24 protein-coding genes are annotated in these 24,917 nt (G+C 35.1%); 8 read left to right on the plus strand and 16 right to left on the minus strand.

Annotation, left to right across the window (positions count from 1 at the left end; translation table 11 throughout):
• Nucleotides 1-106: 106 nt before the first annotated feature.
• The 4 genes from B0E44_RS10320 to B0E44_RS10335 all read left to right on the plus strand — a co-directional run bounded on the left by B0E44_RS10320 (nucleotide 107) and on the right by B0E44_RS10335 (nucleotide 2,690).
• The gene (locus tag B0E44_RS10320; RefSeq protein WP_077374049.1) at nucleotides 107-1,234 is read left to right on the plus strand and encodes an Mrp/NBP35 family ATP-binding protein; all 1,128 of its coding nucleotides are present in this window, start codon (nucleotides 107-109) and stop codon (nucleotides 1,232-1,234) included.
• Nucleotides 1,235-1,311: 77 nt separating this feature from the next.
• Complete coding sequence (locus tag B0E44_RS10325; RefSeq protein WP_077374053.1) at nucleotides 1,312-1,551, plus strand: NifU family protein; 240 nt, start codon at nucleotides 1,312-1,314, stop codon at nucleotides 1,549-1,551.
• Nucleotides 1,552-1,845: 294 nt separating this feature from the next.
• Entirely contained in the window at nucleotides 1,846-2,322 is a 477-nt protein-coding gene (locus tag B0E44_RS10330; RefSeq protein WP_077374056.1) for a hypothetical protein, read from the plus strand.
• Nucleotides 2,323-2,372: 50 nt separating this feature from the next.
• Nucleotides 2,373-2,690, plus strand: coding sequence for a 2Fe-2S iron-sulfur cluster-binding protein (locus B0E44_RS10335; RefSeq protein WP_073205174.1), 318 nt, complete (start codon nucleotides 2,373-2,375; stop codon nucleotides 2,688-2,690).
• Between the two features lie 6 nt (nucleotides 2,691-2,696).
• Here B0E44_RS10335 and B0E44_RS10340 read toward each other — a convergent pair whose 3' ends face one another.
• The 3 genes from B0E44_RS10340 to B0E44_RS10350 form a co-directional block, all read right to left on the minus strand.
• A complete protein-coding gene (locus B0E44_RS10340) occupies nucleotides 2,697-3,437 on the minus strand; it encodes an SGNH/GDSL hydrolase family protein (RefSeq protein WP_077374059.1) in 741 nt (246 codons plus the stop codon).
• A 49-nt stretch (nucleotides 3,438-3,486) separates the two neighbouring features.
• Nucleotides 3,487-4,269 carry a DUF3050 domain-containing protein gene (locus tag B0E44_RS10345; protein WP_077374061.1) on the minus strand — a complete coding sequence of 261 codons (783 nt, stop codon included), beginning with the start codon at nucleotides 4,267-4,269 and terminating at the stop codon, nucleotides 3,487-3,489.
• A 93-nt stretch (nucleotides 4,270-4,362) separates the two neighbouring features.
• Nucleotides 4,363-5,541: an acyl-CoA dehydrogenase family protein gene (locus B0E44_RS10350; protein ID WP_077374064.1), complete on the minus strand. Its 1,179-nt coding sequence runs from the start codon at nucleotides 5,539-5,541 to the stop codon at nucleotides 4,363-4,365.
• A 423-nt stretch (nucleotides 5,542-5,964) separates the two neighbouring features.
• Between B0E44_RS10350 and B0E44_RS10355 the strand changes: the two genes are divergently transcribed.
• Complete coding sequence (locus B0E44_RS10355) at nucleotides 5,965-6,351, plus strand: hypothetical protein (protein WP_077374067.1); 387 nt, start codon at nucleotides 5,965-5,967, stop codon at nucleotides 6,349-6,351.
• A 139-nt stretch (nucleotides 6,352-6,490) separates the two neighbouring features.
• Here the strand turns inward: B0E44_RS10355 and B0E44_RS10360 are convergent, their stop codons facing one another.
• The 5 genes from B0E44_RS10360 to B0E44_RS10380 form a co-directional block, all read right to left on the minus strand.
• Complete coding sequence (locus B0E44_RS10360; RefSeq protein WP_077374070.1) at nucleotides 6,491-7,897, minus strand: carbohydrate porin; 1,407 nt, start codon at nucleotides 7,895-7,897, stop codon at nucleotides 6,491-6,493.
• A 155-nt stretch (nucleotides 7,898-8,052) separates the two neighbouring features.
• Nucleotides 8,053-8,724: an RDD family protein gene (locus B0E44_RS10365; RefSeq protein ID WP_077374073.1), complete on the minus strand. Its 672-nt coding sequence runs from the start codon at nucleotides 8,722-8,724 to the stop codon at nucleotides 8,053-8,055.
• Between the two features lie 89 nt (nucleotides 8,725-8,813).
• The gene (locus tag B0E44_RS10370) at nucleotides 8,814-9,527 is read right to left on the minus strand and encodes a tRNA1(Val) (adenine(37)-N6)-methyltransferase (protein ID WP_077374076.1); all 714 of its coding nucleotides are present in this window, start codon (nucleotides 9,525-9,527) and stop codon (nucleotides 8,814-8,816) included.
• Nucleotides 9,528-9,604: 77 nt separating this feature from the next.
• A complete protein-coding gene (gene rimM, locus B0E44_RS10375) occupies nucleotides 9,605-10,129 on the minus strand; it encodes a ribosome maturation factor RimM (RefSeq protein ID WP_077374079.1) in 525 nt (174 codons plus the stop codon).
• 14 nt (nucleotides 10,130-10,143) lie between these two features.
• Nucleotides 10,144-10,707 carry a 30S ribosomal protein S16 gene (locus B0E44_RS10380; RefSeq protein WP_077374082.1) on the minus strand — a complete coding sequence of 188 codons (564 nt, stop codon included), beginning with the start codon at nucleotides 10,705-10,707 and terminating at the stop codon, nucleotides 10,144-10,146.
• Nucleotides 10,708-10,906: 199 nt separating this feature from the next.
• On the opposite strand from B0E44_RS10380, the gene B0E44_RS10385 reads away from it, so the two are divergent.
• A complete protein-coding gene (locus B0E44_RS10385) occupies nucleotides 10,907-11,395 on the plus strand; it encodes a DUF6252 family protein (RefSeq protein WP_077374086.1) in 489 nt (162 codons plus the stop codon).
• Between the two features lie 239 nt (nucleotides 11,396-11,634).
• On the plus strand, nucleotides 11,635-11,994 hold the full coding sequence (locus B0E44_RS10390) for an RNA-binding protein (RefSeq protein WP_077374089.1): 360 nt from the start codon (nucleotides 11,635-11,637) through the stop codon (nucleotides 11,992-11,994).
• Between the two features lie 128 nt (nucleotides 11,995-12,122).
• Here B0E44_RS10390 and leuB read toward each other — a convergent pair whose 3' ends face one another.
• The 7 genes from leuB to leuC form a co-directional block, all read right to left on the minus strand.
• Entirely contained in the window at nucleotides 12,123-13,184 is a 1,062-nt protein-coding gene (gene leuB / locus B0E44_RS10395) for a 3-isopropylmalate dehydrogenase (protein ID WP_077374091.1), read from the minus strand.
• A 55-nt stretch (nucleotides 13,185-13,239) separates the two neighbouring features.
• A complete protein-coding gene (locus B0E44_RS10400) occupies nucleotides 13,240-14,763 on the minus strand; it encodes an alpha-isopropylmalate synthase regulatory domain-containing protein (RefSeq protein WP_077374094.1) in 1,524 nt (507 codons plus the stop codon).
• A 74-nt stretch (nucleotides 14,764-14,837) separates the two neighbouring features.
• Entirely contained in the window at nucleotides 14,838-15,629 is a 792-nt protein-coding gene (locus B0E44_RS10405) for a methyltransferase domain-containing protein (RefSeq protein WP_077374097.1), read from the minus strand.
• 4 nt (nucleotides 15,630-15,633) lie between these two features.
• Nucleotides 15,634-16,338 carry a class I SAM-dependent methyltransferase gene (locus tag B0E44_RS10410; RefSeq protein ID WP_077374100.1) on the minus strand — a complete coding sequence of 235 codons (705 nt, stop codon included), beginning with the start codon at nucleotides 16,336-16,338 and terminating at the stop codon, nucleotides 15,634-15,636.
• Nucleotides 16,339-16,354: 16 nt separating this feature from the next.
• Entirely contained in the window at nucleotides 16,355-16,675 is a 321-nt protein-coding gene (locus B0E44_RS10415; RefSeq protein WP_254423282.1) for an antibiotic biosynthesis monooxygenase, read from the minus strand.
• A 53-nt stretch (nucleotides 16,676-16,728) separates the two neighbouring features.
• Nucleotides 16,729-17,325: a 3-isopropylmalate dehydratase small subunit gene (leuD, locus tag B0E44_RS10420; protein WP_077374106.1), complete on the minus strand. Its 597-nt coding sequence runs from the start codon at nucleotides 17,323-17,325 to the stop codon at nucleotides 16,729-16,731.
• A 107-nt stretch (nucleotides 17,326-17,432) separates the two neighbouring features.
• On the minus strand, nucleotides 17,433-18,827 hold the full coding sequence (gene leuC / locus B0E44_RS10425) for a 3-isopropylmalate dehydratase large subunit (protein WP_077374109.1): 1,395 nt from the start codon (nucleotides 18,825-18,827) through the stop codon (nucleotides 17,433-17,435).
• A gap of 887 nt (nucleotides 18,828-19,714) precedes the next feature.
• Between leuC and dnaE the strand changes: the two genes are divergently transcribed.
• Nucleotides 19,715-24,238 (plus strand): DNA polymerase III subunit alpha, encoded by a 4,524-nt coding sequence (dnaE, locus tag B0E44_RS10430; RefSeq protein ID WP_077374112.1) that lies wholly within the window; start codon nucleotides 19,715-19,717, stop codon nucleotides 24,236-24,238.
• Between the two features lie 160 nt (nucleotides 24,239-24,398).
• Here dnaE and B0E44_RS10435 read toward each other — a convergent pair whose 3' ends face one another.
• Complete coding sequence (locus B0E44_RS10435; protein ID WP_077374115.1) at nucleotides 24,399-24,689, minus strand: hypothetical protein; 291 nt, start codon at nucleotides 24,687-24,689, stop codon at nucleotides 24,399-24,401.
• Nucleotides 24,690-24,917: the final 228 nt, after the last annotated feature.

Below are 24,917 nucleotides of genomic sequence, written 5' to 3' on the forward strand. Positions count from 1 at the left end.
TTTAAAGGTGTTCTAGACTTAAAAATCTGTAAGAGTTAATCACAAGATTTTAAATAAAATCAATTTTAGGGTGATAGAATGTTCCAAATAAAAAAAATACTTACGCATGAAATTAGATAGAAAAGATATTCTTAAGGCATTAGAAACAATAACTATTGCTGGAGAAGGTAAAAATATGGTAGAAAGTGGCGCCATTGCAAATGTGGTGACTTTTGGAGATGAGGTTGTTGTTGATTTAGTTTTGCATACACCAGCAATGCACATCAAGAAAAGAGCTGAAGATGATATTAGAAAAACAATTCATGATTTGGTTTCACCAGATGCCAAAATTAAAGTAAACATAAAAGTAGAAGTTCCGGAAAAGAATGAAATCAAAGGAAAAGCTATTCCAGGGATAAAAAATATTATCGCAGTTGCTTCTGGTAAAGGGGGTGTTGGAAAATCAACTGTTACGGCCAATTTAGCGGTAACATTAGCTAAAATGGGATTTGCAGTAGGGATATTGGATGCCGATATTTATGGCCCATCGATGCCAATCATGTTTGATGTAGAAAATGAAAAACCAATTTCGGTTGAGGTTGATGGGAAATCAAAGATGAAACCGGTTGAAAGTTATGGCGTAAAAATGCTATCTATAGGATTTTTTACTTCTCCAAGTCAAGCGGTAATCTGGAGAGGTCCAATGGCATCTAAAGCGTTGAATCAGATGATTTTTGATGCCAATTGGGGAGAATTAGACTTTATGTTGATTGATTTGCCTCCAGGAACAGGAGATATTCATTTATCAATTATGCAATCACTGCCAGTTACTGGTGCTGTTGTAGTAAGTACACCACAAGCTGTTGCACTTGCTGATGCCAAGAAAGGAGTTTCTATGTTTTTGTCAGAAGCGATAAATGTACCTGTTTTGGGAATTGTAGAGAACATGGCCTATTTTACACCAGAAGAATTGCCTAACAATAAATATTATATCTTTGGAAAAGAAGGAGCTAAGGATCTTGCAGAAGATTTAGGAGTTGCTTTTCTAGGAGAAGTGCCAATTGTGCAGTCTATTCGCGAAGCTGGAGATTATGGTCGTCCGGCAGCATTGCAAACAGGTTCTATTATTGAAAATGTTTTTGACGAGATAACACGAAACGTAGTTAGTGAAGTTGTAAACAGAAATGAAAATCTCGAACCTACTGAGGCAATCAAAATTACAACAATGGCCGGATGTTCGGCTGTTAAGAAATAAGATTTTTAGAGCGCTCGATTTTTAGAATAATCGAGCAATCCAATAATCGAATAATCATAAATTCGAATAATCTAAATATGAAAACAGAAGAATTAACAAATAATGTTCTAAAAGCACTAGAGGAAATCAGACCTTTTCTGAATTCAGATGGTGGAGACATTACGCTTATTTCAATTGATGAAGGAAAACACGTAAAAGTACGCCTTGAAGGAGCGTGTACAAGTTGTAGCGTAAATCAAATGACTTTAAGAGCAGGAGTGGAGACAACCATTAAAAAGTATGCTCCTCAAATAGAAACAGTTGTTAATGTTATGTAAGGCGCTGAAAAATAGATAATTGGTTGTTTGTTTTGATCTTAAGGATGATTTTGTATTGAAAAATAGTCAAGTAAAAAATGATAAAAGTCATATTTACTCTTGTTAAATAAAGGGTTCGTACTTGTTAAAATTCAATAAAAAGGTTTTTTTAAAAGATTATTATTAATGAATTACCAATAAAACAGCAGTTTATTTTATTATACACAAAAAAGCATGTGAATAATTCAATATTTTTTTCTTTGAAAATTCAAATAAAAATTTACTTTTGTAGCACTAACCTATAAAATTTGAATTATGAGAAAGAAGTACTTATTAATTGTTCTATTTTTGTGTTTTTATAAAAATTATGGACAAGAACCAATTCAAGAGGCATATGTGTCCAAAACACATGTTCTGGTTGAAGATGATGAATGGAATGAAGTTAATTACAGTTCCATGGTTGATATTTTTTCAAATAGACAAGGACAATTAAAGATAGCTAATGCTGAATTTTTGACTGAACTAAGCGGAGGCAAGGCTAAGATGTTGGATAAAAGCGCATACATTACAGCGGTATTGGATTCGCAAGTATTAACTAAAAGTAAAACTGAAAAAAATGGTTTGCTGAGTTTAACCTATGAGGGAAAATTAGTGTTTAAAACTTTTGAAGGTTCTTACGCACCGCCAGTGAAAGTTACTTTCATAGTGAATCAGGCAGATGTTATTGGTTTGAAAATTCATAATAACGAAAATAGTAAAGATTACGCATTGGATCTTACAATAAAGGATTAAAATCGAGGTTTTAAACAACTTCGATTTTTTAATAAAAGTTAAATTACAGAATGGACGTTTTAATAAAAATTAAAGATAGAGAAGGAGTTGTTCATGAATTACAAGCCCCGACAGATATGGCGATGAACATAATGGAATTGTGCAAAGCCTATGAGCTTCCGGTTGAAGGAACTTGTGGTGGTATGGCGATGTGCGCTTCCTGTCAATGTTATGTTCTGAATGATGTCCCATTGCCAGAAATGGGTGATGATGAAGAAGCTATGTTATCAGAAGCTTTTTATGTAAAATCAAACAGCCGTTTGGGGTGTCAAATCCCTATTACTGAAAGCCTTGAAGGGTTGGAATTGGAGTTGGCTCCAGAAAATTAATAATTTTTATTTTTGTAAAACACTAACTGCTTTTGGTAAAATGCGTTCTACAAATAAAGTATATGCTTTTTCAGAAGGATGTAAATTGTCTGAAGCAACTAGACTCGTATTTGATATACCTTGTCTGGTGATTTCTGTAATGTTTACAAATACTATGTCGTTTTTTGCACAATAGTTTTGCGCATAAGAATTGTATTGATCTATTTCTGTAGAGATTTTTTTGTTTCCATTGCCAAATGGTGTGAATGCATAATCTGGAATTGAGACTACTATTAAATTCGATTTATCCCCCTTTGCCAATAAAATGGCTTTAGTAACTAAATCAGGAAATTCTTTTTCATATACTGAGAAAGAATTTCCTTGATATTGATTGTTTACCCCAATGAGTAAAGTGATTAGATCATAATCATTACTAGGCTTTTGATTGCTTATTGCCGATATTAAACTACTGGTTGTCCATCCTGTTTTTGCAATTATATCTAGCGAAATGGTGTTTTGTGTGTTTAAATTATAAAGTTTGTTTTTTAATTGTTCAGGGAAACGACAGCTTTCACACACACTTTGTCCTATAGTATAACTGTCTCCTAAAGCTAAATATTTGATCGGTTTAGATTTGGTTGGCAATGTTAACTCCGTCGGTTTAGGATTTTGCGAAGGAACAACAGATTTTATTTCAGTATTGTCTGATTGGCAATCTATAAAAAGAAGACTTAAGAATAACAGGCCTATTTTTAATGTATAATCCATTTTTTGGGAAATTAAAATTAAGGAATTCTTACGTTGAGTATTTATTTCTTTAAACCATTTCGGCTTTGAGGACAATCTGTTCTTCTATGGCATCCCAAAGTCCGATTCTTTTTTCTAAAGCTAAAATCGAGATCGCTTCCACTTCTGACCATTTTTTGGAATCATCACCACAAAGTTCGGTAATCATCTTCATTGCCATGGGACCATGCTCATCAGCATCTAGTTCGATATGTCTTTCAAAGTAATACAGTAGTTTGTTTAAATCATTGTCAGGAAATTTTGATTGAAAATTTTTTAAAATTTCGGTAAACATTTTTGGAATCAAATCTTCTCTTCCAAAAGTAAAAGCTGCGGCTATTTTGTGTGGTTTCCCTTCTTCGATAACTTTAAAAGTAAAATCAAGAAATGCTTTAATATTTGGGTGTAAGTTACTTTTTTTGATGGCTACAAATATGTTCTGTAGGGAATTGACTTCTTCTAAAAAATGCTCAATGCTGTTCGTTTTGGCGCCACAATCTTGCATCGCTTCTAAATACATTTCAAAATGACTTAGGCGTCGGCCGTCAATGCTTAAGTCGCTTTCTTCTGCTAATACAATTTCATTAATTAAGTATCTAGTCTCAGGATGTGGTGTCGCAAACCAAGGTGTTGAAGTACATGTTAATTTATTTTGCAAAGCTTTTAACAAAGACATAAAATCCCAAACAGCATATACGTGGTTTTCTAAGAATTGATGTAAATCTTCAACGGTATTTATTTTTTGGTATAAAGAATGGTTTAATAATTGTTGTTTTTGGATTTGAATGCCAGTATTGATTGTTGCAATATTCATTGGTTACTTTTTTTGATGTAAAATTAAAAAAGCTTCTCGTTACCAAGAAGCTTTGACTATCAATTTTATAAATACTTTAATAGTTGTCTAGTGTTATTTGAAAGCTGGAATTCCGGTAATATCCATCCCTGTAATCAATAAATGAATGTCGTGGGTTCCTTCGTAAGTAATTACCGATTCTAGATTCATCATATGACGCATGATTGAATATTCTCCGGTAATTCCCATCCCGCCAAGCATTTGTCTTGCTTCACGTGCTATATGAATGGCCATGTCGACATTGTTTCTTTTTGCCATAGAGATTTGTGCAGTTGTTGCTCTGCCTTCATTTCTTAGAACTCCAAGTCTCCAAGTTAGCAATTGTGCTTTGGTGATTTCGGTAATCATTTCGGCCAATTTTTTTTGCTGTAATTGAGTTCCAGCAATAGGTTTGTCAAATTGAATTCTTTCTTTGGCGTAGCGTAGAGCAGTGTCATAACAATCCATTGCAGCGCCAATAGCACCCCATGCAATTCCATATCTTGCAGAATCCAAACACCCTAGCGGAGCTCCCAATCCGGATTTGTTTGGCAATAAATTTTCTTTAGGCACTTTTACATTGTCAAATATCAATTCACCAGTAGAGGATGCGCGAAGCGACCATTTGTTATGCGTTTCAGGAGTTGTAAAACCTTCCATTCCGCGTTCTACAATTAATCCGTGTATTCTTCCCTCTTCATTTTTTGCCCAAACAATGGCAATATCTGCAAAAGGAGCATTGGAGATCCACATTTTGGCACCATTCAAAAGATAGTGATCTCCCATATCTTTAAAATTGGTAATCATACTTCCTGGATCCGAGCCATAATTAGGTTCGGTTAAACCAAAACAACCCATGAATTCTCCTGTGGCTAGTTTTGGTAAATATTTCATTCTCTGTTCTTCATTTCCATATTTCCAAATAGGATACATTACCAAAGAGGATTGTACTGATGAAGTAGAACGAACGCCTGAATCACCACGTTCTATTTCTTGCATTATTAAACCATAAGAGATTTGGTCTAATCCAGCTCCACCATATTCAACTGGGATATAAGGACCAAAACCACCTATTTCACCAAGGCCTTTTATAATTTGTTTAGGAAATTCAGCTTTTTGAGCGTATTCTTCTATAATGGGAGAAACTTCTCGTTTTACCCAAGCACGGGCGGAGTCACGAACTAGTTTGTGTTCCTCACTTAATAAATCATCTAGATTGTAATAATCTGGGGCTTGAAATAAATCGGGTCTCATGATATAACTGTTTTATTGTTACAAATCTACACAAAGAAATATAACAAAACTAATCTATATTGTTATAAAAAATATTTTTAATAAAAAAATGATACTTCAAGTGAGTATACAGCAATGGATTTATATCTGACCATCACTGGAATAACGAATAGCAGTCAAAAAATAAATTTATTAGAAAAATATTAGTTTAAATTATTTAAGAATTTCAAACATTTTTTTCTGGTTTAAGTATTTTTATTTTTTTTAAAAAGTAATATAATACATTAATTTTTAATGTATGTTTAAGTAATTCAGGTGTTTAGATGAATGCAAGAAAGTAAAAGTAAGTATTGGATTGAGATATACAATTTTGTAATATTGCTAAACAAATTAATAGATATTAATCCGTTATTTTTTCCCCAAAAATTAACCTAAATCAAAATTATGAAAAAGAAACTTTTACTTATTTTATTTCTAGTAGTAGGAACAATAGGGTATTCGCAAGCCTTAGATTGTAGTAAATTAAAAAATATAAAAGCATTTAATCCTGATTATCCTAAAAGGACTTTTGTGATAAAAGGAGCGACTCAAGAAAGTTATGATAATGGAGTGCTTCAATTGGTTTGGAGTGTAAAGTGGACGACCGACTGTGAGTATGAAGTTACCTGTGTAAAAAAACTTGCCGAGTCTCAAATGGAAGTAGGTGATAAAATCGTTATGACAATTGTGAGTATTGACGATGATTGTTTTACAGTTAAAAGAACTTTTCATTGTAAAAATATACCAGACGGAGATGTTGATCCAGAAAGCACCTTTTGTTTAGCTAAATAATATTGTCAAGGGATAATGATTATCTCTAAAAATATAATAGAGACAAGTCTTTTCAGCTATGATAAGTTTGTTTGATAAAAGTAATAAGCCCTAATAATGTTTTGATTTTGAATCTGAATATTATTAGGGCTTTTTTTATTTACCAGATCCACCATTCTACTTTTGCTCCTATATATTGCCCCCAACTTTTGATTCCGCTTTGTGCGAGATAGGGAGAGTAGAGGTTGTTTGAAGCAAATTCGTTATAATGTGCCACGCTATAAACGAGTCTGAAATGTGGTCGAGCCCATACACTTCGTTCAGAGGTTGGGACGAATGTTGGAGCAATGGTAAATTTGGTCATTTGTGCAAAATCCTGAGTACCATCCTTCCGCCAGGCAAGATCAACTTCATGGAGCAAATGCAGCCAGTTTTTAATATACCACGTGCCCCTTGCGCCAAGAGCAATATCTTGTTTTCGGTTGAATAATATTTTTTTGCCCAAATAATCCGTTGTAGTATTTAGACTGTCGCTAGCTCCCCTGCTTTTGGTGTAAATCGCATATCCATTAAGAGAGTATTTTTTGGTGAGGTTCAATAAAAAAGTTTCGGTAAGAGCAAGAGAATAGGCTTTTCTAAAACTGTTGGTTTCCAAATTTGGACCACCATAAGTTACATAGGTTCGACTGCTTCCTCCATCGCCTCCATTAGCGATTCCGGCGCCATAACGAGCACTTATGGTATTAAATGAGCCAGGGAGTTTGGTTGAAATGTTTTTAAAGTATTTTGCACCAACTACATAGCCAACATCCGCTGGGTAATTGTACTTTGTGGTTGCATCTTGGGTGGTACCTGATGGTAGTCGTTGAAATTCACAAAGTAATTTTACATACCCTTTCTTTGTAATTAAAGTATGCTCTAATATAGAAACATAGCGGTTGCGTAAACCCAGAGTTGGTGTTCCATTGACAATATTCAGATAGAAGTTGGGAGGTAATGTTGATGTAGTATCGATTGAACCAGTGTAAATAACCGCAAACTGAGTGTTTTTATGTTTGATCCCAACACCTTGTCCGCTGTGATCATCAAAATAATAATGATCTGCTATATGGATATCATCACCTCGAAATAATCGCGCTCCTAACCATACGCTCCAGTCACTACCCATTATGTTATTGGCTTCAGCAAATAATTCTGGCAAAGCCGTTGTGATTCCGCCGATGGATTTGTCGGATACATTTCCTATTAATTGACCTTGTGAAGTATAAAAGGCAAATCGTGCCTGAATATTGATTTTGGTAGTATCTTTGCCAGCAATAGTTGGGGTCAAATGCAAGGCAGTTGCTAATTCTAAATAGTCGTTTTCTTCAAACCTCCCTCCAATAGATCCCATTCCGTTTAAATTGAGAGATTGAGGGAATTCGCTATCAGCTGCTCCCAAACTATGGGCTATTCCGATTCGTCCATAGCTTCCAATTGAAAATTTTTTATTGGAAACAGCTGGAGCTTGAGCTAATATTTTTATTGATAAAAAGAAGACAAGAAAAAGAGTAAATTTAATTTTCATAAGTATTGATCGGAGGTTGGTTTATGAATTAAAGTTTGAGGTTGAAGTGGCAGGGGATTTAATAGCAGGGTTTTGAATAAAAGTAATTATTGATAAAAATGTCTATTCTACTAAAACCCTATTGAATCCAAATGCCTGTGGTTGATGAAATCAATTTAGTTCTTAATATTCATCGTTTCTCGAATTTTTTCAATGTATTTTGCTTTCACAATTACTGTTCCTGCTATATAATCATGAATAGCTCTTTTTCTTTTATTTGTTAAAAGAACTATGAATTCGCTGTAAATCCAAATATTAGTAGCCCATGTATAAATTAAAAAAAACAGTGGAGATAAAGACATTAAATATTGTGAGCGTTTTAGCCATCCTAAATTATTGAAAATTATTTCATCAGCTGATAAAAGACATGAGGACATCATTATAATACTTAATAATGTTAAAGCTAATAATACAGAATGTCTTAGAAAGGCTTCTCTCCATTCAATTGATTCTCCATTCAATTTGATTATTTTCATGCCAGTAATTAATTTGCCTGGTGTGCCGCCGTATTTTTTAGTTAAGTAAATATAATACCAAAGGCCAAAACCAAAATTGGGTATAAGAGTGTAGAAATAAATATTTTTGCCTAGACCATTTAGATATAATGTCAGATATATTATAGGTAAGGTGATAATAGCATCTAAAAGAAGTGAGGCAAATCTCGTCCAGAATCCTGCATATATACTTTCACTTATTCCGTTAATTTCTAATGGTATTTGGTTTTTATTCATAATAAAGTTTCTTGTGGTTCTAGGTTTTTGAATTGCTTGCCATAAAACTGTTCGCAATTTGGATAGATTTTAACCCAAATTTAAGAAATTATTTATTAATCCAAATGTATTTATTTGAAGGGAGTATTGTTCGATGTTGATAATATTTACATCTTTAGATAGAAGTCTTTTGTCAATTCGATATATTCAGGAGTGTAGATATGTCTGCCTGTTTCGATAATCAATTCATCTGTCAAAACAGTATCACTTTCATTTCTGCTAAAAGCTAATAGGCTGCGTTTAATTTCAGAGGTTGGATTACCTTTAACTCTAGTCATTTTAAAAGGATGTAATTCGTATTCTTTGGCAATAGCTACAAATTTTTCTTCTTCTTTAAAAGGAATAATAACGCTAAAGATTCCATTTTCCGAAAGTAACAATGCTGCTGCTTCAATTAAATCTTCAAAAGGCAATGCATCGGCAAAACGAGCCAAATCACGTTGTGGGTTTTCTGTTTTGTAATCTTCGGTATAAAAGGGAGGATTGGAAACAATTAAGTCATATTCATCTTCGGGTTCTTCTACAAATTCATCTACTCCGGCATGAAAGCAAAATAAACGATCACTCCAAGGGGAGTTTTCAAAATTATCGACGGCTTGTTCATAAGCATCTTCGTCAATTTCCAGTGCATCGATTTTTTCAGCATGGCTTCTTTGCGCCAGCATCAAAGCTATAATTCCGGTTCCAGTTCCAATGTCTAAAATGCTGAATGGATTGTTTTCTATAGAAGCCCATGCGCCCAATAATACACCGTCAGTACCGATTTTCATCGCACAGCGATCTTGTTCAAGAGAAAATTGTTTGAATTGGAATTTAGACATAGAGAGTTGCGATTGAAGATTAACAATTTCAGATTTTTGAGCAACTGTAAACTAAAAACTGAACACTGAATACTTTTTTATAGGTACATCTCAATCAAGCCTTCCGGTAAATCCATAATGACTTTTTTGTTTTCCCTGTCAATTTTAACCAAGAAATGGTCAATCATAGGAATTAGGATTTCAACACCATCTTTGAGTACTTCAAAAAGAGGCTGAGCAGTGGTATCATTGATAGATTGGATTTCTCCAACATATCCTAGACGTTTGTCTTCTACTTCAAAGCCAATAACTTCATGAAAGTAGAATTTATTACCCGTAAGTTTGGGTAACATTTTTAAAGGAAGATACAAGTCATTACCTAATAAAGCATCGGCTTCTTCTTCGGTATTAACATCTTCAAAACGAATTCTGAGGAAATCATTTTTGTGTAACGAGCTATTTTCAATAAAAAAAGGAACCAAGTGTTTGTTGCATTCAACAAACACTGATTCCAAGTTTTCGTATAACTCAGGTTCGTCCGTGTCTAAATAAGCAAGAACTTCCCCTTTGAAACTAAATTTTTTGGCGATTTTACCCAAATAGAAACAATCTTCTTTACGCATTTTCGCCTTCTAAATTATGCTTCAGTTGTTTCGTTATTTTCTTCTGCAGCAGGAGCTTCTTCGGCTTCTACTTCAGCAACAACTTCTTCTTCAACAGCAGGAGTTGCAGCAGCAATAGCATCAGCTTCTGCTTGTGCAGCAGCAGCTAAACGTTTTGCGTTTACTTCTTGTTCTGCTTTGAAAGCTTTTGCTTTATCAGCAGCTTGAGCTTTAGTCAAACCTTCTTTTTTAGCATCCACTTTTCCAGCTTTAGCTTCTAACCAAGCAGCTAATTTTGCATCAGCTTGTTCTTGAGTTAAAGCTCCTTTACGGATACCTCCATCAAGGTGGTGTTTCAATAAAGCACCTTTGTAAGAAAGAATTGCTTTTGCAGTATCAGTTGGTTGAGCACCATTGTGCAGCCATTTTACTGCACTATCAAGGTTTAATTCGATAGTTGCTGGGTTAGTGTTTGGATTGTAAGTACCGATTTTCTCTAAGTATTTACCATCTCTTTTTGAGCGAGCATCTGCTGCTACAACCCAGTAAAAAGGTTTTTGTTTTTTACCGTGTCTTTGTAATCTAATTTTTACTGACATAATCTTGTGATTAAATTTTGAGGTACTCGACCTCGATTAATTAAGGGTGCAAAGATACATCTTTTCTCGAAACAATCTAAAAAGTTTATTATTTTAATGATTTATAGTTTGTTAGCTGTTTTTTTTAGTTTTATTTTAAATAAGAAAACACATAAATGAGATTGAAAACCTTTATTTTTGTGAATCAAAATCAATTTATATGAGTAGGTTCTTTTCGGTTATAGCCCTGTTTTTTATTTTAGTATCTTGTGAGGATCAAGTCAAATTTAATAATCCTGCTGTTCAAGGATTAAAAGACAATGTGATTTGGAGGGCTACCTTGTTTACAGCTGTTGAAGCAGCTGATGGTTCCTTGACTATTGAGGCATATCAAAAAAATGAAATTTTAACACTTAAAACTTCGTCAACTTCGGTTCAAACTTATCCTTTGGGAGTTGACCTTATTAATAAAGCAACATTGGCGGAAAAAGTAGGTGATGTAAATACTATCTTTTCAACTGGTATAAATAGTGGTGAAGGCCAAATTGTAATCACTGAGTTGGACGCAGTAAACCATACAATTACGGGAGAATTTAAATTTAATGCAATCACTACATCAGTAAATGCTTCCACGGTCCAAACAGTAAATTTTCAAAAAGGTATTTTTTATAAAGTGCCAATTACTATTGATACAAAATTGAAGAATTAATTTGTTTCCAATTGCAATGAATCGAAATTCCGCAATGATTCTGGTCTATTTAAAAATTCAATTTGAGTTGATTTTGAAATTAATAATGACACGAAAAACGGATTTAGAGTGTTAAATTAAAAGAGGTGCAAGATAAGAAAACAGAGCGTTTTCATAAATTATCTGATAAATAAGCTAATTTATAGTTGATTAGAAAAAAAATAGAGTACATTTGTTTCAATTATTATAAATAAGTACTTATGAATATTTTTGTTGGAAGCCTTCCATTCAGTATTGAGGAAGCAGATTTAAGAGAGTCTTTCGAGGCTTACGGAGCAGTTGATTCAGTTAAAATTATCACAGATAAATTTACAGGAAGAAGTAAAGGATTCGGATTTGTTGAAATGACAAATGACGATGAAGCTCAAAAAGCAATTGACGAATTGAACGGAGCTACTGTTCAAGGACGTGCAATCGTTGTTAATAAATCTGAACCGAAACCAGAAGGCGAAAGAAGAAGTTTTAACAACAACCGTGGAGGTGATTCTCGCGGAGGTTATGGTGGAAACAGCCGTGGTGGAGATAACCGTGGTGGTGGAGACAGAGGAGGAAGATATTAATATTTTTTTCAATCATATATTAAAAAGGTGTCAATGTAAATTGACACCTTTTTTGTTGCATTCTATTTTGTTTGTTTTTGCAGAGATGTACAGTAGCATCATCTCTACAAAAACAATAATTATTTATTTTACAGATTAGCAACCAACCAGTCACCTACTTCGCTAGTAGAATACGCTTTTGTTCCTTTAGCAACTAAATCTTCAGTTACAATTCCTTGTTCCAAAGATTTGTTAACTACAGCTCTGATAGCTTCTGCTTCTGCTTTTAATCCAAAAGCATCTTCAAACATCATAGCTGCTGATAAAACAGTCGCCAATGGATTGGCAATATTCAAACCAGTTGCTTGTGGGTAAGATCCGTGGATTGGTTCGTATAATGAAGTATGTTCTCCAACTGATGCTGATGGCATTAATCCCATTGAACCAGAAATAACAGAAGCTTCATCAGTCAAAATGTCTCCAAATAAATTCTCTGTAATCAATACATCATAAGAGTTTGGCCATTGAACTAGACGCATTGCAACAGCATCAACAAATTCATAACTTACTTCAACCTCTGGGTAATCTTTTTCCATAGCTTGAACAGTTTCTCTCCACAAACGAGAAGTTTCTAATACATTGGCTTTGTCCACACAACATAATTTTTTAGAACGTGTCATTGCCAATTCGAATCCTTTTTTTGCCAAACGTTGAACTTCAACTCTAGTGTATACACAATTGTCAAAGGCAGTTTCTCCGTCGTCTCTTCTTCCTTTTTCTCCAAAATAAATTCCTCCAGTCAATTCTCTCAAGAAAACCAAATCAGTCCCTTCGATACGCTCTCTTTTTAATGGAGAATTATCAATCAATGAAGGGAAAGTAAATGTTGGACGAACATTGGCAAACAAACCTAATTTTTTGCGCATTAACAATAAACCTTGTTCTGGACGAACAGGTGCGCTTGGATTGTTATCGTATTTTGGATGTCCAATAGCTCCAAAAAGAACAGCATCGGCAGCCATACAAATTTCGTGAGTTTCGTCTGGGTAAGGAACACCAACGGCATCAATAGCGCAAGCACCTGTAAGTGCAGGAGTCCAAGTGATTTCGTGATTGAATTTTTTGGCAATGGCATCCGAAACTTTAACTGCTTCGTTAATTACTTCTGGTCCGATTCCGTCTCCAGCTAAAAGGGCAATGTTGAATTTCATTGTTGTTAATTTTTAATTATATTTTTAATAGATTTTTTTCAATTGTAATTTCTTTTTAAATCACCACCACGTTCAACATTTTTTGAGTGGCAATAATAGCGGCAACGGTTTGATCGGAATCAAGTCCTCTTGTTTTAAATTCTTTTCCGTTGTTGGTCCAAGTGATGATGGTTTCGCATAAAGCATCCGAGCTACTGCCAGGAGGAATACGAACCGCATAATCGACTAATTTAGGCAAAATCATTTTTTTGGTTTTATAAATTTTGGAAAGCGCATTCATAAAAGCATCAAATTGACCATCACCTTGTGCATTTTCTTCAAAAATTTCACCGTCGATTTTTAAACATAAAGTAGTTGAAGGACGTAATCCTTTGGCATGAACCAATACATACGATTCCACTACAATTTTTTCTTCATAAGATTGGCTGTCCAATACATCTGAAATGATGTATGGTAAATCTTCTTTGGTAACTGTTTCTTTTTTGTCTCCCAATTCGATGATTCGTTGGGTTACCAATTTCAAATCTTCAGGGTTTAGTTTTAATCCCAATTCTTGAAGATTTTTTTCAATATTGGCTTTGCCTGATGTTTTTCCTAAAGCATATTTTCGTTGTCTTCCAAAGCGTTCTGGAAGCAAATCATTAAAATACAAATTGTTTTTGTTGTCACCATCAGCGTGAATTCCTGCTGTTTGTGTAAAAACATTATCACCTACAATGGGTTTGTTGGCGGGGATTCTATAACCTGTAAAGGTTTCAACAAGTTTGCTTACTGAGTATAATGAGGATTCCTTGATGTTGATTTTTACCTCAGGCATAAAATCATTAATCACAGCAACGGTACTTTCAAGTGGCGCGTTTCCAGCGCGTTCTCCCATTCCGTTTACGGTAACGTGTAATCCATTGATGCCTGCTTTTACAGCTTCCATTACATTGGCAACGCTCAAATCGTAATCGTTGTGAGCGTGGAAATCAAAATGAATGTTAGGATATTTTGCAGTGATTTTAGATATATATTCAAAAGTGTCCGATGGAATAAGAACACCCAAAGTATCGGGTAATAATATTCTTTTAATGGGTTGCGTCACCAAAAAGTCCAGATATTGAAAAACATATTCAGGAGAATTGCGCATACCGTTGCTCCAATCTTCCAAATAGACATTGGTGGAAATTCCATTTTCGTTTGCCAAAGCAATAGATTGTGCGATTTCGGCAAAATGCTGTTCTGGTGTTTTTTTTAATTGATGGGTCAAATGATTTAAAGAACCTTTGGTCAATAAGTTTTGTACTTTGGCTCCTGCTTTTTTCATCCATTCGATAGAAATTCCGCCATCGACAAAAGCCAATACTTCAATTCTGTCGGCATATCCTTTTTCCTCAGCCCAGGACATAATACCACTTACACCTTGAAATTCACCTTCGCTAACACGAGCTGATGCGATTTCAATACGGTCAATATTTAGTTCTTCTAGCAATAATTGCGCAATGGTTAACTTTTCTGCAGCAGAAAAGGATACCCCTGAGGTTTGTTCACCGTCGCGAAGTGTGGTATCCATTATTTCTATTTTTCTTTTTTCCATATTGCTTTTCTATAAAATCCTTTTACAAAAGGGTATTGTGTGTTTTATATTATTGTTTTGCTTTGTAGCAAGCTTTATATTTTTCCTCGCACTTCATTTAATTTCATTGTCATAGAAATCGCTTCGGTTTCTACCCAATGGTTGTATTCTTCAATGGCTTTTAATCTCAAATCATTGTCTAAATAGCCTTCTTCTACCATTTGAAGAGGACCTGCCACTTTTGACCAAATTCCTATTTTCGATTTGTAATCTGAACGTTCGTCATTATAAAGTTCATCAGAATTAATTTTTTCGACAGAATGAAAACCTACTTCGTTTAATAGCTTAGGTAAATCTTCCCCAATTCTATTGTTCATTCCAGCGTCCTGTCTCCACTTCAAGAACGTATCGTAAAAAGTCTGCATGCTTTCTGGCGGTGATGGATTCCAATCTAGATTGGTATGATCATAGTCCAAAATTGAAATCTGACCATTTGGTTTCAAAAGTGATTTCATTTTTAGTAAAGCCTCTTTCGGATTGCTTAACCATTGCAATACTCTGGCTGAAACGATTAAATCAAATTTTTCTTCTGGATGGAAATCAAATAGATCAACGTGAATTAATTCTAAATTCTTGACGTCCATATGCGATTCCTTTCCGCTTAAAATTAAACTTTCGGTGTTGTCAATTCCTGTGACTTTTCCATTTTCTCCAACTATAGCTGCAATGTCTTTTGAAATAAAACCTGTTGCACAACCTATATCCAAGACACTCATGCCTGGTTTTAGAATAGAAGAAAGATGCCTGTAATCATTTGCTAGGCTTCTGTCATTATATACTTTATTGGCTTCCTGTCCGTCTCTTTGTATGTGTTTGTTTGCACTCATAAGTTTATTTTATACCTCCAAAGACAGAGAAATTACTATTTTTATGCAAAACATCTACATACGAAAAACCTACTTTTCTCAACACCTCCAATTGATACATCACAGAACGAGGTGTATCTTCTTTGGCAATATAATCGAACACATTTTCTTGATATGTTTTTCCTCCCACACCTTCTAAATAATCAGCATAACGGTTCCACATCAATTGGTCAATTGCAGGATGATCGTGTTTTATTAAATCTGAAATCCAAAAACAACCTCCCTTTTTTAGACTTTTATATATTTTGGAGAAAACAGATTCCCATTCTTCATCAGATCTTAAATGATGCATTGCTGCTCCGGTTACCACAATATCAAAAGTTTCGTCAGGCAATTCCATATTCAAAAAATCAGTTTGAATAGTAGTGATTTTTCCTTCTGAAGCTTTGAAGATTCTTTCTTTTGCTTTGTCCAACATCGGTTGACTTAAATCAATCAAAGTGGAATCAAAATCAGGAATAAGTTCTAATAATTTTAAAGTATAATTTCCCGCACCACAGCCCAAATCCAGAACTTGTTTAGCATCGGGACAACAGGCACTAGCTGTTTGGGTCAATAATTCTAAACTCAAAGTAGCATCAACAGTACTGATTTGACCTGTTTCCAAATTAGAAAAACGGCTTACTTCATTGTCAAAACGCTGTTGTATTTCAGATAATGTTGATTTCATTTTTTATAATTTAAAATTATTTTTTAGACTCCAAAACCATTTCATAATGCTCCACAACTGGGAACGGATTGTAATAATGGTGTAATAATCTTTTCCACTCTAAATAGGCATCTGATTCTCTAAAGCCAACAATGTGATCTTCTAATTTCTCCCAATTAACCAATAACAGATATTTATTTTCCTCCTCAATGCATTTTCTCAAACTATGATTTACATAACCTGGAATCGAAGCTATAAATTGGCTGGCAACTGCAAAGTCACTTTCAAATTGAAGGTTTGAACCTTCTTTTACCTGCAGAATAGCCATTTCTAAAACCATATCTATTTTTATATACAAACCCGACAGATTTAAAAAATGTGTCGGGTTTCTTAACTAATTGTATTTATTTTTTAGTAAGGCAGTTTATCTGCAAACCCTGTGATTTCTTCTTTAATGTTTTGCAAGTAGTCAATATCATCAAATCCGTTAATCATATTGTTCTTTTTATATCCATTAATGTCAAAAGATTCTTTTTGACCAGTTACTTTAAGCGTAATGGTTTGCTCTGGCAAATTAATTTCCAATTCTGTTTTTGGATCTGCTTCGATTGCTTTGAAAATAGTTTCAGCAAATTCTGGACTAACTTGTACTGGTAAAACACCAATGTTCAAACAGTTTCCTTTGAAGATATCTGCAAAGAAACTAGAAACTACTGCACGGAATCCGTAATCGTAAACAGCCCAAGCCGCGTGCTCTCTTGAAGAACCCGAACCAAAGTTTTTTCCGCCCACTAATATTTTTCCGCTGTATGTTTTATCGTTTAAAACGAAATCTGCTTTTGGAGTATCGTCTCCATTGTATCTCCAGTCTCTGAAAAGGTTGTCTCCAAAACCTTCACGTTTAGTAGCTTTCAAGAAACGAGCTGGGATGATTTGATCTGTATCAACGTTTTCTATTGGTAGTGGCACTGCACTACTCGTAAGGATGTTAAATTTATCGTATGCCATTGTTATTTGTAATTTTAAGTCCCCCAACCCCCGAAGGGGGAGTTGTAGGAGCGTATATTTATTGTGTTTTTTACCTATTTATATTCCCCCTTCGGGGGTTAGGGGGATTACATCAAATCTCTTGGATCTGTCAACTTTCCTGTAACAGCAGCAGCAGCAGCCATAATTGGGCTAGCTAATAGCGTTCTTGAACCAGGACCTTGACGACCTTCAAAGTTTCTGTTTGATGTACTTACAGCATATTTTCCAGCAGGAACTTTATCGTCGTTCATAGCCAAACAAGCGGAACAACCAGGCTGACGCAATACAAAACCAGCTTCAGTTAGTATGTCCAAAAGACCTTCTTCTTTGATTTGTGCTTCAACAACGTGAGAACCAGGAACTAACCAAGCAGTAACATTGTCTGCTTTTTTTCTTCCTTTTACAATTTCAGTAAAAGCTCTAAAATCTTCAATACGTCCATTGGTACAACTTCCCAAGAAAACGAAATCAATTGGTTTTCCAATCATCACGTCATCTTCGTGGAAGCCCATATAGGCCAAAGATTTTTTATAAGTTTCCTCACCACCTTCCACTTGGTTAGCGTTTGGAATATGTTTTGTGATACCAATTCCCATTCCAGGATTTGTACCATAAGTAATCATTGGTTCGATGTCAGCTGCGTCGATGTTCAATTCAGCATCAAAAACGGCATCAGCATCAGTTTTCAAAGTTTTCCAATACTCAACTGCTTTTGTCCAAGCTTCTCCTTTTGGAGCATATAAACGTCCTTCCAAGAAATCGAAAGTTTTTTGATCAGGAGCAATCATACCACCACGAGCACCCATTTCGATACTCAAGTTACAAACCGTCATACGACCTTCCATTGACATTTCTTCAAAAACATTTCCTGCATATTCAGCAAAATATCCTGTACCTCCAGAAGTAGTTAATTGTGAAATGATATACAAAGCCACATCTTTTGGCCCCACACCTTTACTCAAAGTTCCATTAACGTTGATACGCATTTTCTTTGGTTTTGGCTGCATAATACATTGAGTAGCCATAACCATTTCCACTTCTGAAGTTCCGATACCAAAAGCAATCGCTCCAAAAGCACCGTGAGTAGAAGTATGAGAGTCACCGCAAACGATAGTCGCACCTGGTAAAGTAATTCCGTTTTCAGGCCCTACAACGTGAACGATACCATTTTTTTGATGTCCCAATCCCCAGTGTGAAATACCATATTCAGCTGCATTGTCTTCCAACGCTTTCAATTGATTGGCAGATAAAGCATCGGCAACCGGTAAGTGTTGGTTTATAGTTGGTGTATTGTGATCGGCAGTTGCAAAAGTACGCTCAGGATATAATACCTTGATACCTCTTTCTTTTAAACCTAAAAAAGCTACAGGACTAGTCACTTCGTGAATAAAATGACGGTCAATAAAAAACACATCTGGTCCATCTTCTATTTTACGCACCACGTGCGAATCCCATACTTTGTCGAATAATGTAGTACTCATTTTAACTATTTTTTAGTGTATTTCTCTTTTATAATTTTGATAGTTTCCTTACAATTATATCATTGGCAACAAATTTAAAAAAGAAAAGAGAGGCGTCAATTTCGAAAAGTATTTATATACGATACCCAAAAGGGCTTTACAACACTATTGCACTTTAGTTCGTTGTTTTCGATAAAAAAATACACTTTCTAAATTTGACTTTGATTTCCCTTTCAAAGTAGATTTGATGCTTTTTGTCGTGTTTTTAATAATTTGCAAATTTATTACAAATAAAACGCATAAATATCTAATTTGGTTAAAAAATCACAACAAAAATTTAAAAAATAGTGATTATTGTTATATTTTGTATTCTTGATATTTGATAAAAATGAATCAAAAAACCAATTTATGAAGGGGTAAATAATGCCGTTTTCGAGTTTTTTGGCCTTCTTTTTTTTGCTAAAATACTACGACATCCAAAAAAGAGAAGAGATGAATATTTGATAAGAAAGTAGGTTTTTGGATGAATCTAAAACTATAAATAAGTTGGGCGTGCCACCGTTAAAAAAAGGGGCTTACTTTTAGTATCGCTTATACAGCCCCTTTCCTCAACGCTGTCGGGCTATCCATGCTACTTCGGTAGCTTATTCCTATCCCTCGCGCGACCGCAAGAACATTTGAGGATTCAAGAAATGTTTTTTTTCTATCGAAATTTAGAACCTACAGATTGATCTTCGTTTAATCAAATGTCATTTTTGTTGATAACTTACCTATCTCAATCCCCATAAAAAACCTAAATTTGAACTTCCACCATTTTGTGTTTGAACACTTTTTACTGTCCATAAAATCAATATTTTAAGGCAAATAAAACTTGGTAATTGGAACTTTAATTTTGCTTTTCAGAAACTATGTACTTAATATTCGATACCGAAACCACAGGATTACCTAAGAAATGGGGCGCACCCATTTCTGACACCGACAACTGGCCAAGATGTATTCAAATCGCGTGGCAGTTGCACGATGACATGGGGAAACTCATCGAGCATCAGGATTATTTGGTAAAACCCGAAGGATTCAACATTCCGTATGATGCCGAGCGTATCCACGGAATCTCTACCGAATTGGCTGAAGCCGAAGGTATTTCATTGGCCGAAGTTTTGGAGAAATTCAATATTGCTTTAGGCAAAGCCAAATTTATTGTGGGTCAGAATCTAGGTTTTGACATCAATATTATGGGTTGTGAATTCTACCGAATGGGCGTTAATTCACCTATGGGTGAAATGCCAATTTTGGACACCTGTACTGAGGTTACCGCTTCATTATTAAAATTGCCTGGAGGACGTGGAGGAAAATTTAAATTGCCTACGTTAACCGAATTGCATAGTTATCTTTTCAACGTTCCTTTTGCGGAGGCGCACAACGCCACCGCCGACGTTGAGGCTACCACTCGTTGTTTCTTGGAATTAATTCGTAGAGATATTTTTACCAAAGAAGAGCTTGATGTTGAGGTAGGTTATTTCAAGGATTTCAAAAGTAAAAATCCACACGAAATAGAGTTAATTGGTTTAAAACACATTAACCTAAAAGAAGCTTCAGAAAGAATCCGACTCCAATTTGGCGAGAAACAAGCCGTTTCGATTTCCAAAGAAGAACTTACAGAGAATAAAAAAGTATTGATAGATGCGACTTTTGCGCATTTACACAATCATACACAGTTTTCGGTTTTGCAATCGACAATTGGTATTGCTGCATTGGTTACGGCTACTGCCAAAAATAAATTTCCTGCCGTGGCAATGACCGACACAGGAAATATGATGGGTGCATTCCATTTTGTGAGTGCGGTTATGAATCACAACAAAGCGGCTTCTGCAAAAAATGCAGCTTTGGTTGAAAGTGGTGAAGAACCAACGGAATCAGAAATGAAACCTATCGTAGGTTGCGAATTTAATATCTGTGACAACCGTTTGGACAAATCCAAAAAAGACAATGGATATCAAGTCGTTTTGTTGGCCAAAAACAAAAAAGGGTATCATAATTTGGCAAAAATGGCTTCTATTGCTTACACAGAAGGCTTTTATTATGTGCCTAGAATTGATAGAACGATAGTAGAAAAATACAAGGAAGACATTATGGTTTTGTCCGGAAATTTATATGGAGAGATTCCAAGTAAAATTCTGAACATTGGTGAAAACCAAGCTGAAGAGGCTTTGATATGGTGGAAAGAACAGTTTGGTGCCGATTTTTATCTTGAAATTATGCGTCATAATCAAGAGGATGAAAATAGGATAAACCAAACCTTAATTTCCTTTTCGCAAAAGCATAATGTAAAGTTAATTGCTACTAATAATACCTATTATGTAAATAAGGAAGATGCTAATGCACACGATATTTTGTTGTGCGTAAAAGATGGAGAGAAACAGGCAACACCTATTGGTCGCGGTCGCGGATATCGTTATGGATTGCCTAATCAGGAATATTATTATAAGTCGGAAGAGGAAATGAAAAAACTCTTCGCCGATTTGCCTGACGCCATTATGAATATTCAGGAAATCATTGACAAGGTCGAAACTTATTCACTGTATCGTGATGTATTGCTTCCTAAATATGATATTCCGCAGGAGTTTGTGGTACCAGAAGATGAGGCAGATGGAGGCGTTCGTGGTGAGAATAAATATTTACGTCACCTTACGATGGTTGGTGCTGAAAAAAGATACGGAGATATTACGCCTGATATTCAGGAACGATTGGATTTTGAATTACTCACGATTTCGAATTCGGGTTATCCGGGTTATTTCTTGATTGTACAGGATTTCATCGCCAAAGCAAGAGAAATGGATGTTTCGGTTGGTCCTGGCCGTGGATCTGCAGCGGGTTCTGCGGTAGCTTATTGTCTTGGGATTACCAATATTGACCCGATAAAGTATGATTTGCTTTTTGAGCGTTTCTTGAATCCGGATCGTGTGTCCATGCCCGATATTGATATCGATTTTGACGATGAAGGTCGTGGTCGTGTAATGGATTATGTAATCAATAAATATGGAGCTAATCAGGTAGCGCAGATTATCACCTATGGTAAAATGGCAACCAAGTCAGCCATTCGTGATACCGCTCGTGTACTGGATTTACCATTGTTTGAAGCTGATAAAATTGCGAAGCTGATTCCGGGTATGATGCCATCTAAATGGAATTTGGCCCGTTTTATTTCAGAAAAAGAAGAAGATGTCAAAAAAGCCCTGCGATCGGATGAGTTTGAAAATGTAAAAGAACTGATCGCTATTGCCAATGAAGATAGTTTAGCTGGAGAAACCATTCAGCAGGCCAAAATATTGGAAGGTTCAATGCGAAATACTGGTATTCACGCCTGTGGAGTAATCATTACTCCATCGGATATTACCAATTTCGTTCCGGTTACTACCGCTAAAGATTCGGATTTATATGTAACCCAATTTGACAACTCGGTTGCAGAAAGTGCCGGACTATTAAAAATGGACTTCTTGGGTCTGAAGACTCTTACCTTGATAAAAGATACCGTAAAATTGGTAAAGTATCGAACTGGAATTCAATTAGATCCTGATACTTTCCCGATCGATGATGTTAAGACTTATGAGCTGTTCCAAAGAGGAGAAACGGTTGGTATATTCCAATACGAGTCACCTGGAATGCAAAAATACATGAAAGATTTGAAGCCTACGGTTTTTGGGGATTTGATTGCGATGAATGCATTGTATCGTCCAGGACCTTTGGAATATATTCCTTCTTTCGTTCGAAGAAAAAATGGCGACGAGGAAATCAAATACGATTTGGATGCCTGTGCCGAATATTTATCGGAAACCTACGGAATTACCGTTTACCAGGAGCAGGTAATGCTTTTGTCCCAGTCGTTGGCAGGGTTCACCAAAGGTGAGGCCGACGTTTTGCGTAAAGCGATGGGTAAGAAACAAAAAGACGTACTAGACAAAATGAAACCTAAGTTCGTTGCCCAGGCAGCTGAGAAAGGACATGATGCGAAAATTTTGGAAAAAATTTGGAAAGACTGGGAAGCTTTTGCGAGTTACGCATTTAATAAATCGCACTCGACTTGCTATGCTTGGATCGCTTATCAAACGGCTTTTCTAAAAGCCCACTATCCAGCAGAGTATATGGCGGCGGTTTTGTCCAATAATATGAGTGATATCAAGCAGGTTTCTTTCTTTATGGAAGAATGTAAGCGTATGGGATTACAGGTTCTTGGACCCGATGTCAACGAATCGTTTTACAAGTTTACGGTAAATGATGATTATGCTGTTCGTTTTGGAATGGGTGCCATAAAAGGAGTGGGACAAGGTGCTGTTGCAACTATTGTAGAAAACCGAAAAGACGGAAAATACAAGTCTATTTTTGACTTGACCAAACGTATTGATTTGCGCGCAGCAAATAAAAAAGCATTAGAAAACTTAATTCTGGCAGGTGGATTCGATTCATTCGAAGGAACAACCAGAGCACAATATTTTCATGATGACGGTGATGGAATAACCTTTTATGAAAAATCCATTAAGTATGGATCCAAATTTCAGGAGAATGAAAATTCATCACAGGTGAGTTTGTTTGGTGAGAGCAGTGATGTGCAAATTGCGGAACCTATTGTGCCTCCTTGTGAAGACTGGAGTACTATGGAAAAATTGGCCAAAGAGAAAGAGGTAGTTGGAATTTATATTTCGGGACATCCGCTGGATGATTACAAATTTGAGATGAAATATTTTTGCAATGCAAAGCTAGAAGCTCTAAAAAATATGGAAGCTTATGTTGGTAAGAATTTGACTTTTGGTGGAATTATTACCAATGTTCAACATCGTGTGGCCAAGAACGGAAAAGGATGGGGAACCTTTGTTTTGGAAGGCTATGATGAGAGTTATGAATTTAAAATTTTTGGGGAAGAGTATTTAAAGTTTAGGCATTTTTTTATTCAAAACAATTTCACTTTTATGAAGGTGATGATAAAAGAAGGTTGGGTGAATCAGGATACGGGAAAAAAAACCGAGCCAAGAATGCAGTTTGTATTGGTGCAATATTTGCAAGATGTGTTGAGTACTTTTGCCAAAAAACTAATTCTTCTGCTGAATATTAAAGATATTGAGACTGAATTTATTCATAAGCTAAATCGCCTTTTTCAAGAATACAAAGGAGAGAATACGGTAGCTTTTGAAATTATGGAATTGGAAAAAATAAAGCGAATAGTTGAAGCAACTCCTGAGTTTGCAGAAAATGAAGAGGAGTCTTTTGTGGATGAAAATGAAGAAGCGACAGAAGTAGTTGAAATAAAACCGGTCACCGAAGTGGAAGAAATAAAAGTTGTCACCAAACTCGCCATGCCAAGCCGAAAGCTTAAAGTACAAATTTCGAATGAACTGCTGTTTGAATTAGAAAAAATGCAGATTAATTTTAAGTTGAATTAATTTTTATAAGCAGGTGTTTTGGAGATTTAAAGAAATTTTTCTTCTACCCAAAACTGTTTATTTGCTTTAGAAAAAAAGAACCAAGTCAAACTTTTTTTTAGTAATAATGGTAAAAAAACAAAAGAGGCTGTTTCACGAGTTGTGAGACAGTCTCTTCTTTTTAATTCCCTGCGAAAGGTGTTCCAAAAATCCCAACTGCCAATTCAATCCAAGTAAGTATTAGTATTGCTAAAATGATTGTACAAATAGCGATTCTATAGTTGGTTTTCTTTACATTTCTAATCACTAACTCACATCCTAAACCTGTACTTATTAACAGAACACCAGCAATTGCAAAATCGGATAAAGTCCAGTTCACTTCATTTGTGAATTGCATTGATACAAACGGTATCAGTAAGATAAATGTAACTGCAAACAAAATTGCAATTAACCTTTTGTTATTTATAGCCATAATTGTTTAGATTTAAATCTGCAGTTCAAAAACAACAAAAGTGCTTTGTATTTCAAAGTAAAAATGTTAAAAATTTTTATGAATTAAAAAAACTGCACATAGTATTGGTTTCTTAAAAGTATGATAAGAGATGACACAAACTTAAATATGTGTAATCAGTACAAATTGAAATAAATTAAAGTTTGTTAGTTATTTGTAAAAATTAACGACTAAATGCTTGTTTTTAAT

It is taken from the genome of Flavobacterium sp. A45, assembly GCF_002001005.1.
GTDB lineage: Bacteria > Bacteroidota > Bacteroidia > Flavobacteriales > Flavobacteriaceae > Flavobacterium.

Excerpts from the sequence above, each read along its gene's own strand:
- B0E44_RS10320 (WP_077374049.1), top strand. The coding sequence starts at position 107 with ATGAAATTAGATAGAAAAGATATTCTTAAGGCATTAGAAACAATAACT.
- B0E44_RS10325 (WP_077374053.1), top strand. The coding sequence starts at position 1,312 with ATGAAAACAGAAGAATTAACAAATAATGTTCTAAAAGCACTAGAGGAA.
- B0E44_RS10330 (WP_077374056.1), top strand. The coding sequence starts at position 1,846 with ATGAGAAAGAAGTACTTATTAATTGTTCTATTTTTGTGTTTTTATAAA.
- B0E44_RS10335 (WP_073205174.1), top strand. The coding sequence starts at position 2,373 with ATGGACGTTTTAATAAAAATTAAAGATAGAGAAGGAGTTGTTCATGAA.
- B0E44_RS10340 (WP_077374059.1), bottom strand. The coding sequence starts at position 3,437 with ATGGATTATACATTAAAAATAGGCCTGTTATTCTTAAGTCTTCTTTTT.
- B0E44_RS10345 (WP_077374061.1), bottom strand. The coding sequence starts at position 4,269 with ATGAATATTGCAACAATCAATACTGGCATTCAAATCCAAAAACAACAA.
- B0E44_RS10350 (WP_077374064.1), bottom strand. The coding sequence starts at position 5,541 with ATGAGACCCGATTTATTTCAAGCCCCAGATTATTACAATCTAGATGAT.
- B0E44_RS10355 (WP_077374067.1), top strand. The coding sequence starts at position 5,965 with ATGAAAAAGAAACTTTTACTTATTTTATTTCTAGTAGTAGGAACAATA.
- B0E44_RS10360 (WP_077374070.1), bottom strand. The coding sequence starts at position 7,897 with ATGAAAATTAAATTTACTCTTTTTCTTGTCTTCTTTTTATCAATAAAA.
- B0E44_RS10370 (WP_077374076.1), bottom strand. The coding sequence starts at position 9,527 with ATGTCTAAATTCCAATTCAAACAATTTTCTCTTGAACAAGATCGCTGT.
- rimM (WP_077374079.1), bottom strand. The coding sequence starts at position 10,129 with ATGCGTAAAGAAGATTGTTTCTATTTGGGTAAAATCGCCAAAAAATTT.
- B0E44_RS10380 (WP_077374082.1), bottom strand. The coding sequence starts at position 10,707 with ATGTCAGTAAAAATTAGATTACAAAGACACGGTAAAAAACAAAAACCT.
- B0E44_RS10385 (WP_077374086.1), top strand. The coding sequence starts at position 10,907 with ATGAGTAGGTTCTTTTCGGTTATAGCCCTGTTTTTTATTTTAGTATCT.
- B0E44_RS10390 (WP_077374089.1), top strand. The coding sequence starts at position 11,635 with ATGAATATTTTTGTTGGAAGCCTTCCATTCAGTATTGAGGAAGCAGAT.
- leuB (WP_077374091.1), bottom strand. The coding sequence starts at position 13,184 with ATGAAATTCAACATTGCCCTTTTAGCTGGAGACGGAATCGGACCAGAA.
- B0E44_RS10400 (WP_077374094.1), bottom strand. The coding sequence starts at position 14,763 with ATGGAAAAAAGAAAAATAGAAATAATGGATACCACACTTCGCGACGGT.
- B0E44_RS10405 (WP_077374097.1), bottom strand. The coding sequence starts at position 15,629 with ATGAGTGCAAACAAACACATACAAAGAGACGGACAGGAAGCCAATAAA.
- B0E44_RS10410 (WP_077374100.1), bottom strand. The coding sequence starts at position 16,338 with ATGAAATCAACATTATCTGAAATACAACAGCGTTTTGACAATGAAGTA.
- leuD (WP_077374106.1), bottom strand. The coding sequence starts at position 17,325 with ATGGCATACGATAAATTTAACATCCTTACGAGTAGTGCAGTGCCACTA.
- leuC (WP_077374109.1), bottom strand. The coding sequence starts at position 18,827 with ATGAGTACTACATTATTCGACAAAGTATGGGATTCGCACGTGGTGCGT.
- dnaE (WP_077374112.1), top strand. The coding sequence starts at position 19,715 with ATGTACTTAATATTCGATACCGAAACCACAGGATTACCTAAGAAATGG.
- B0E44_RS10435 (WP_077374115.1), bottom strand. The coding sequence starts at position 24,689 with ATGGCTATAAATAACAAAAGGTTAATTGCAATTTTGTTTGCAGTTACA.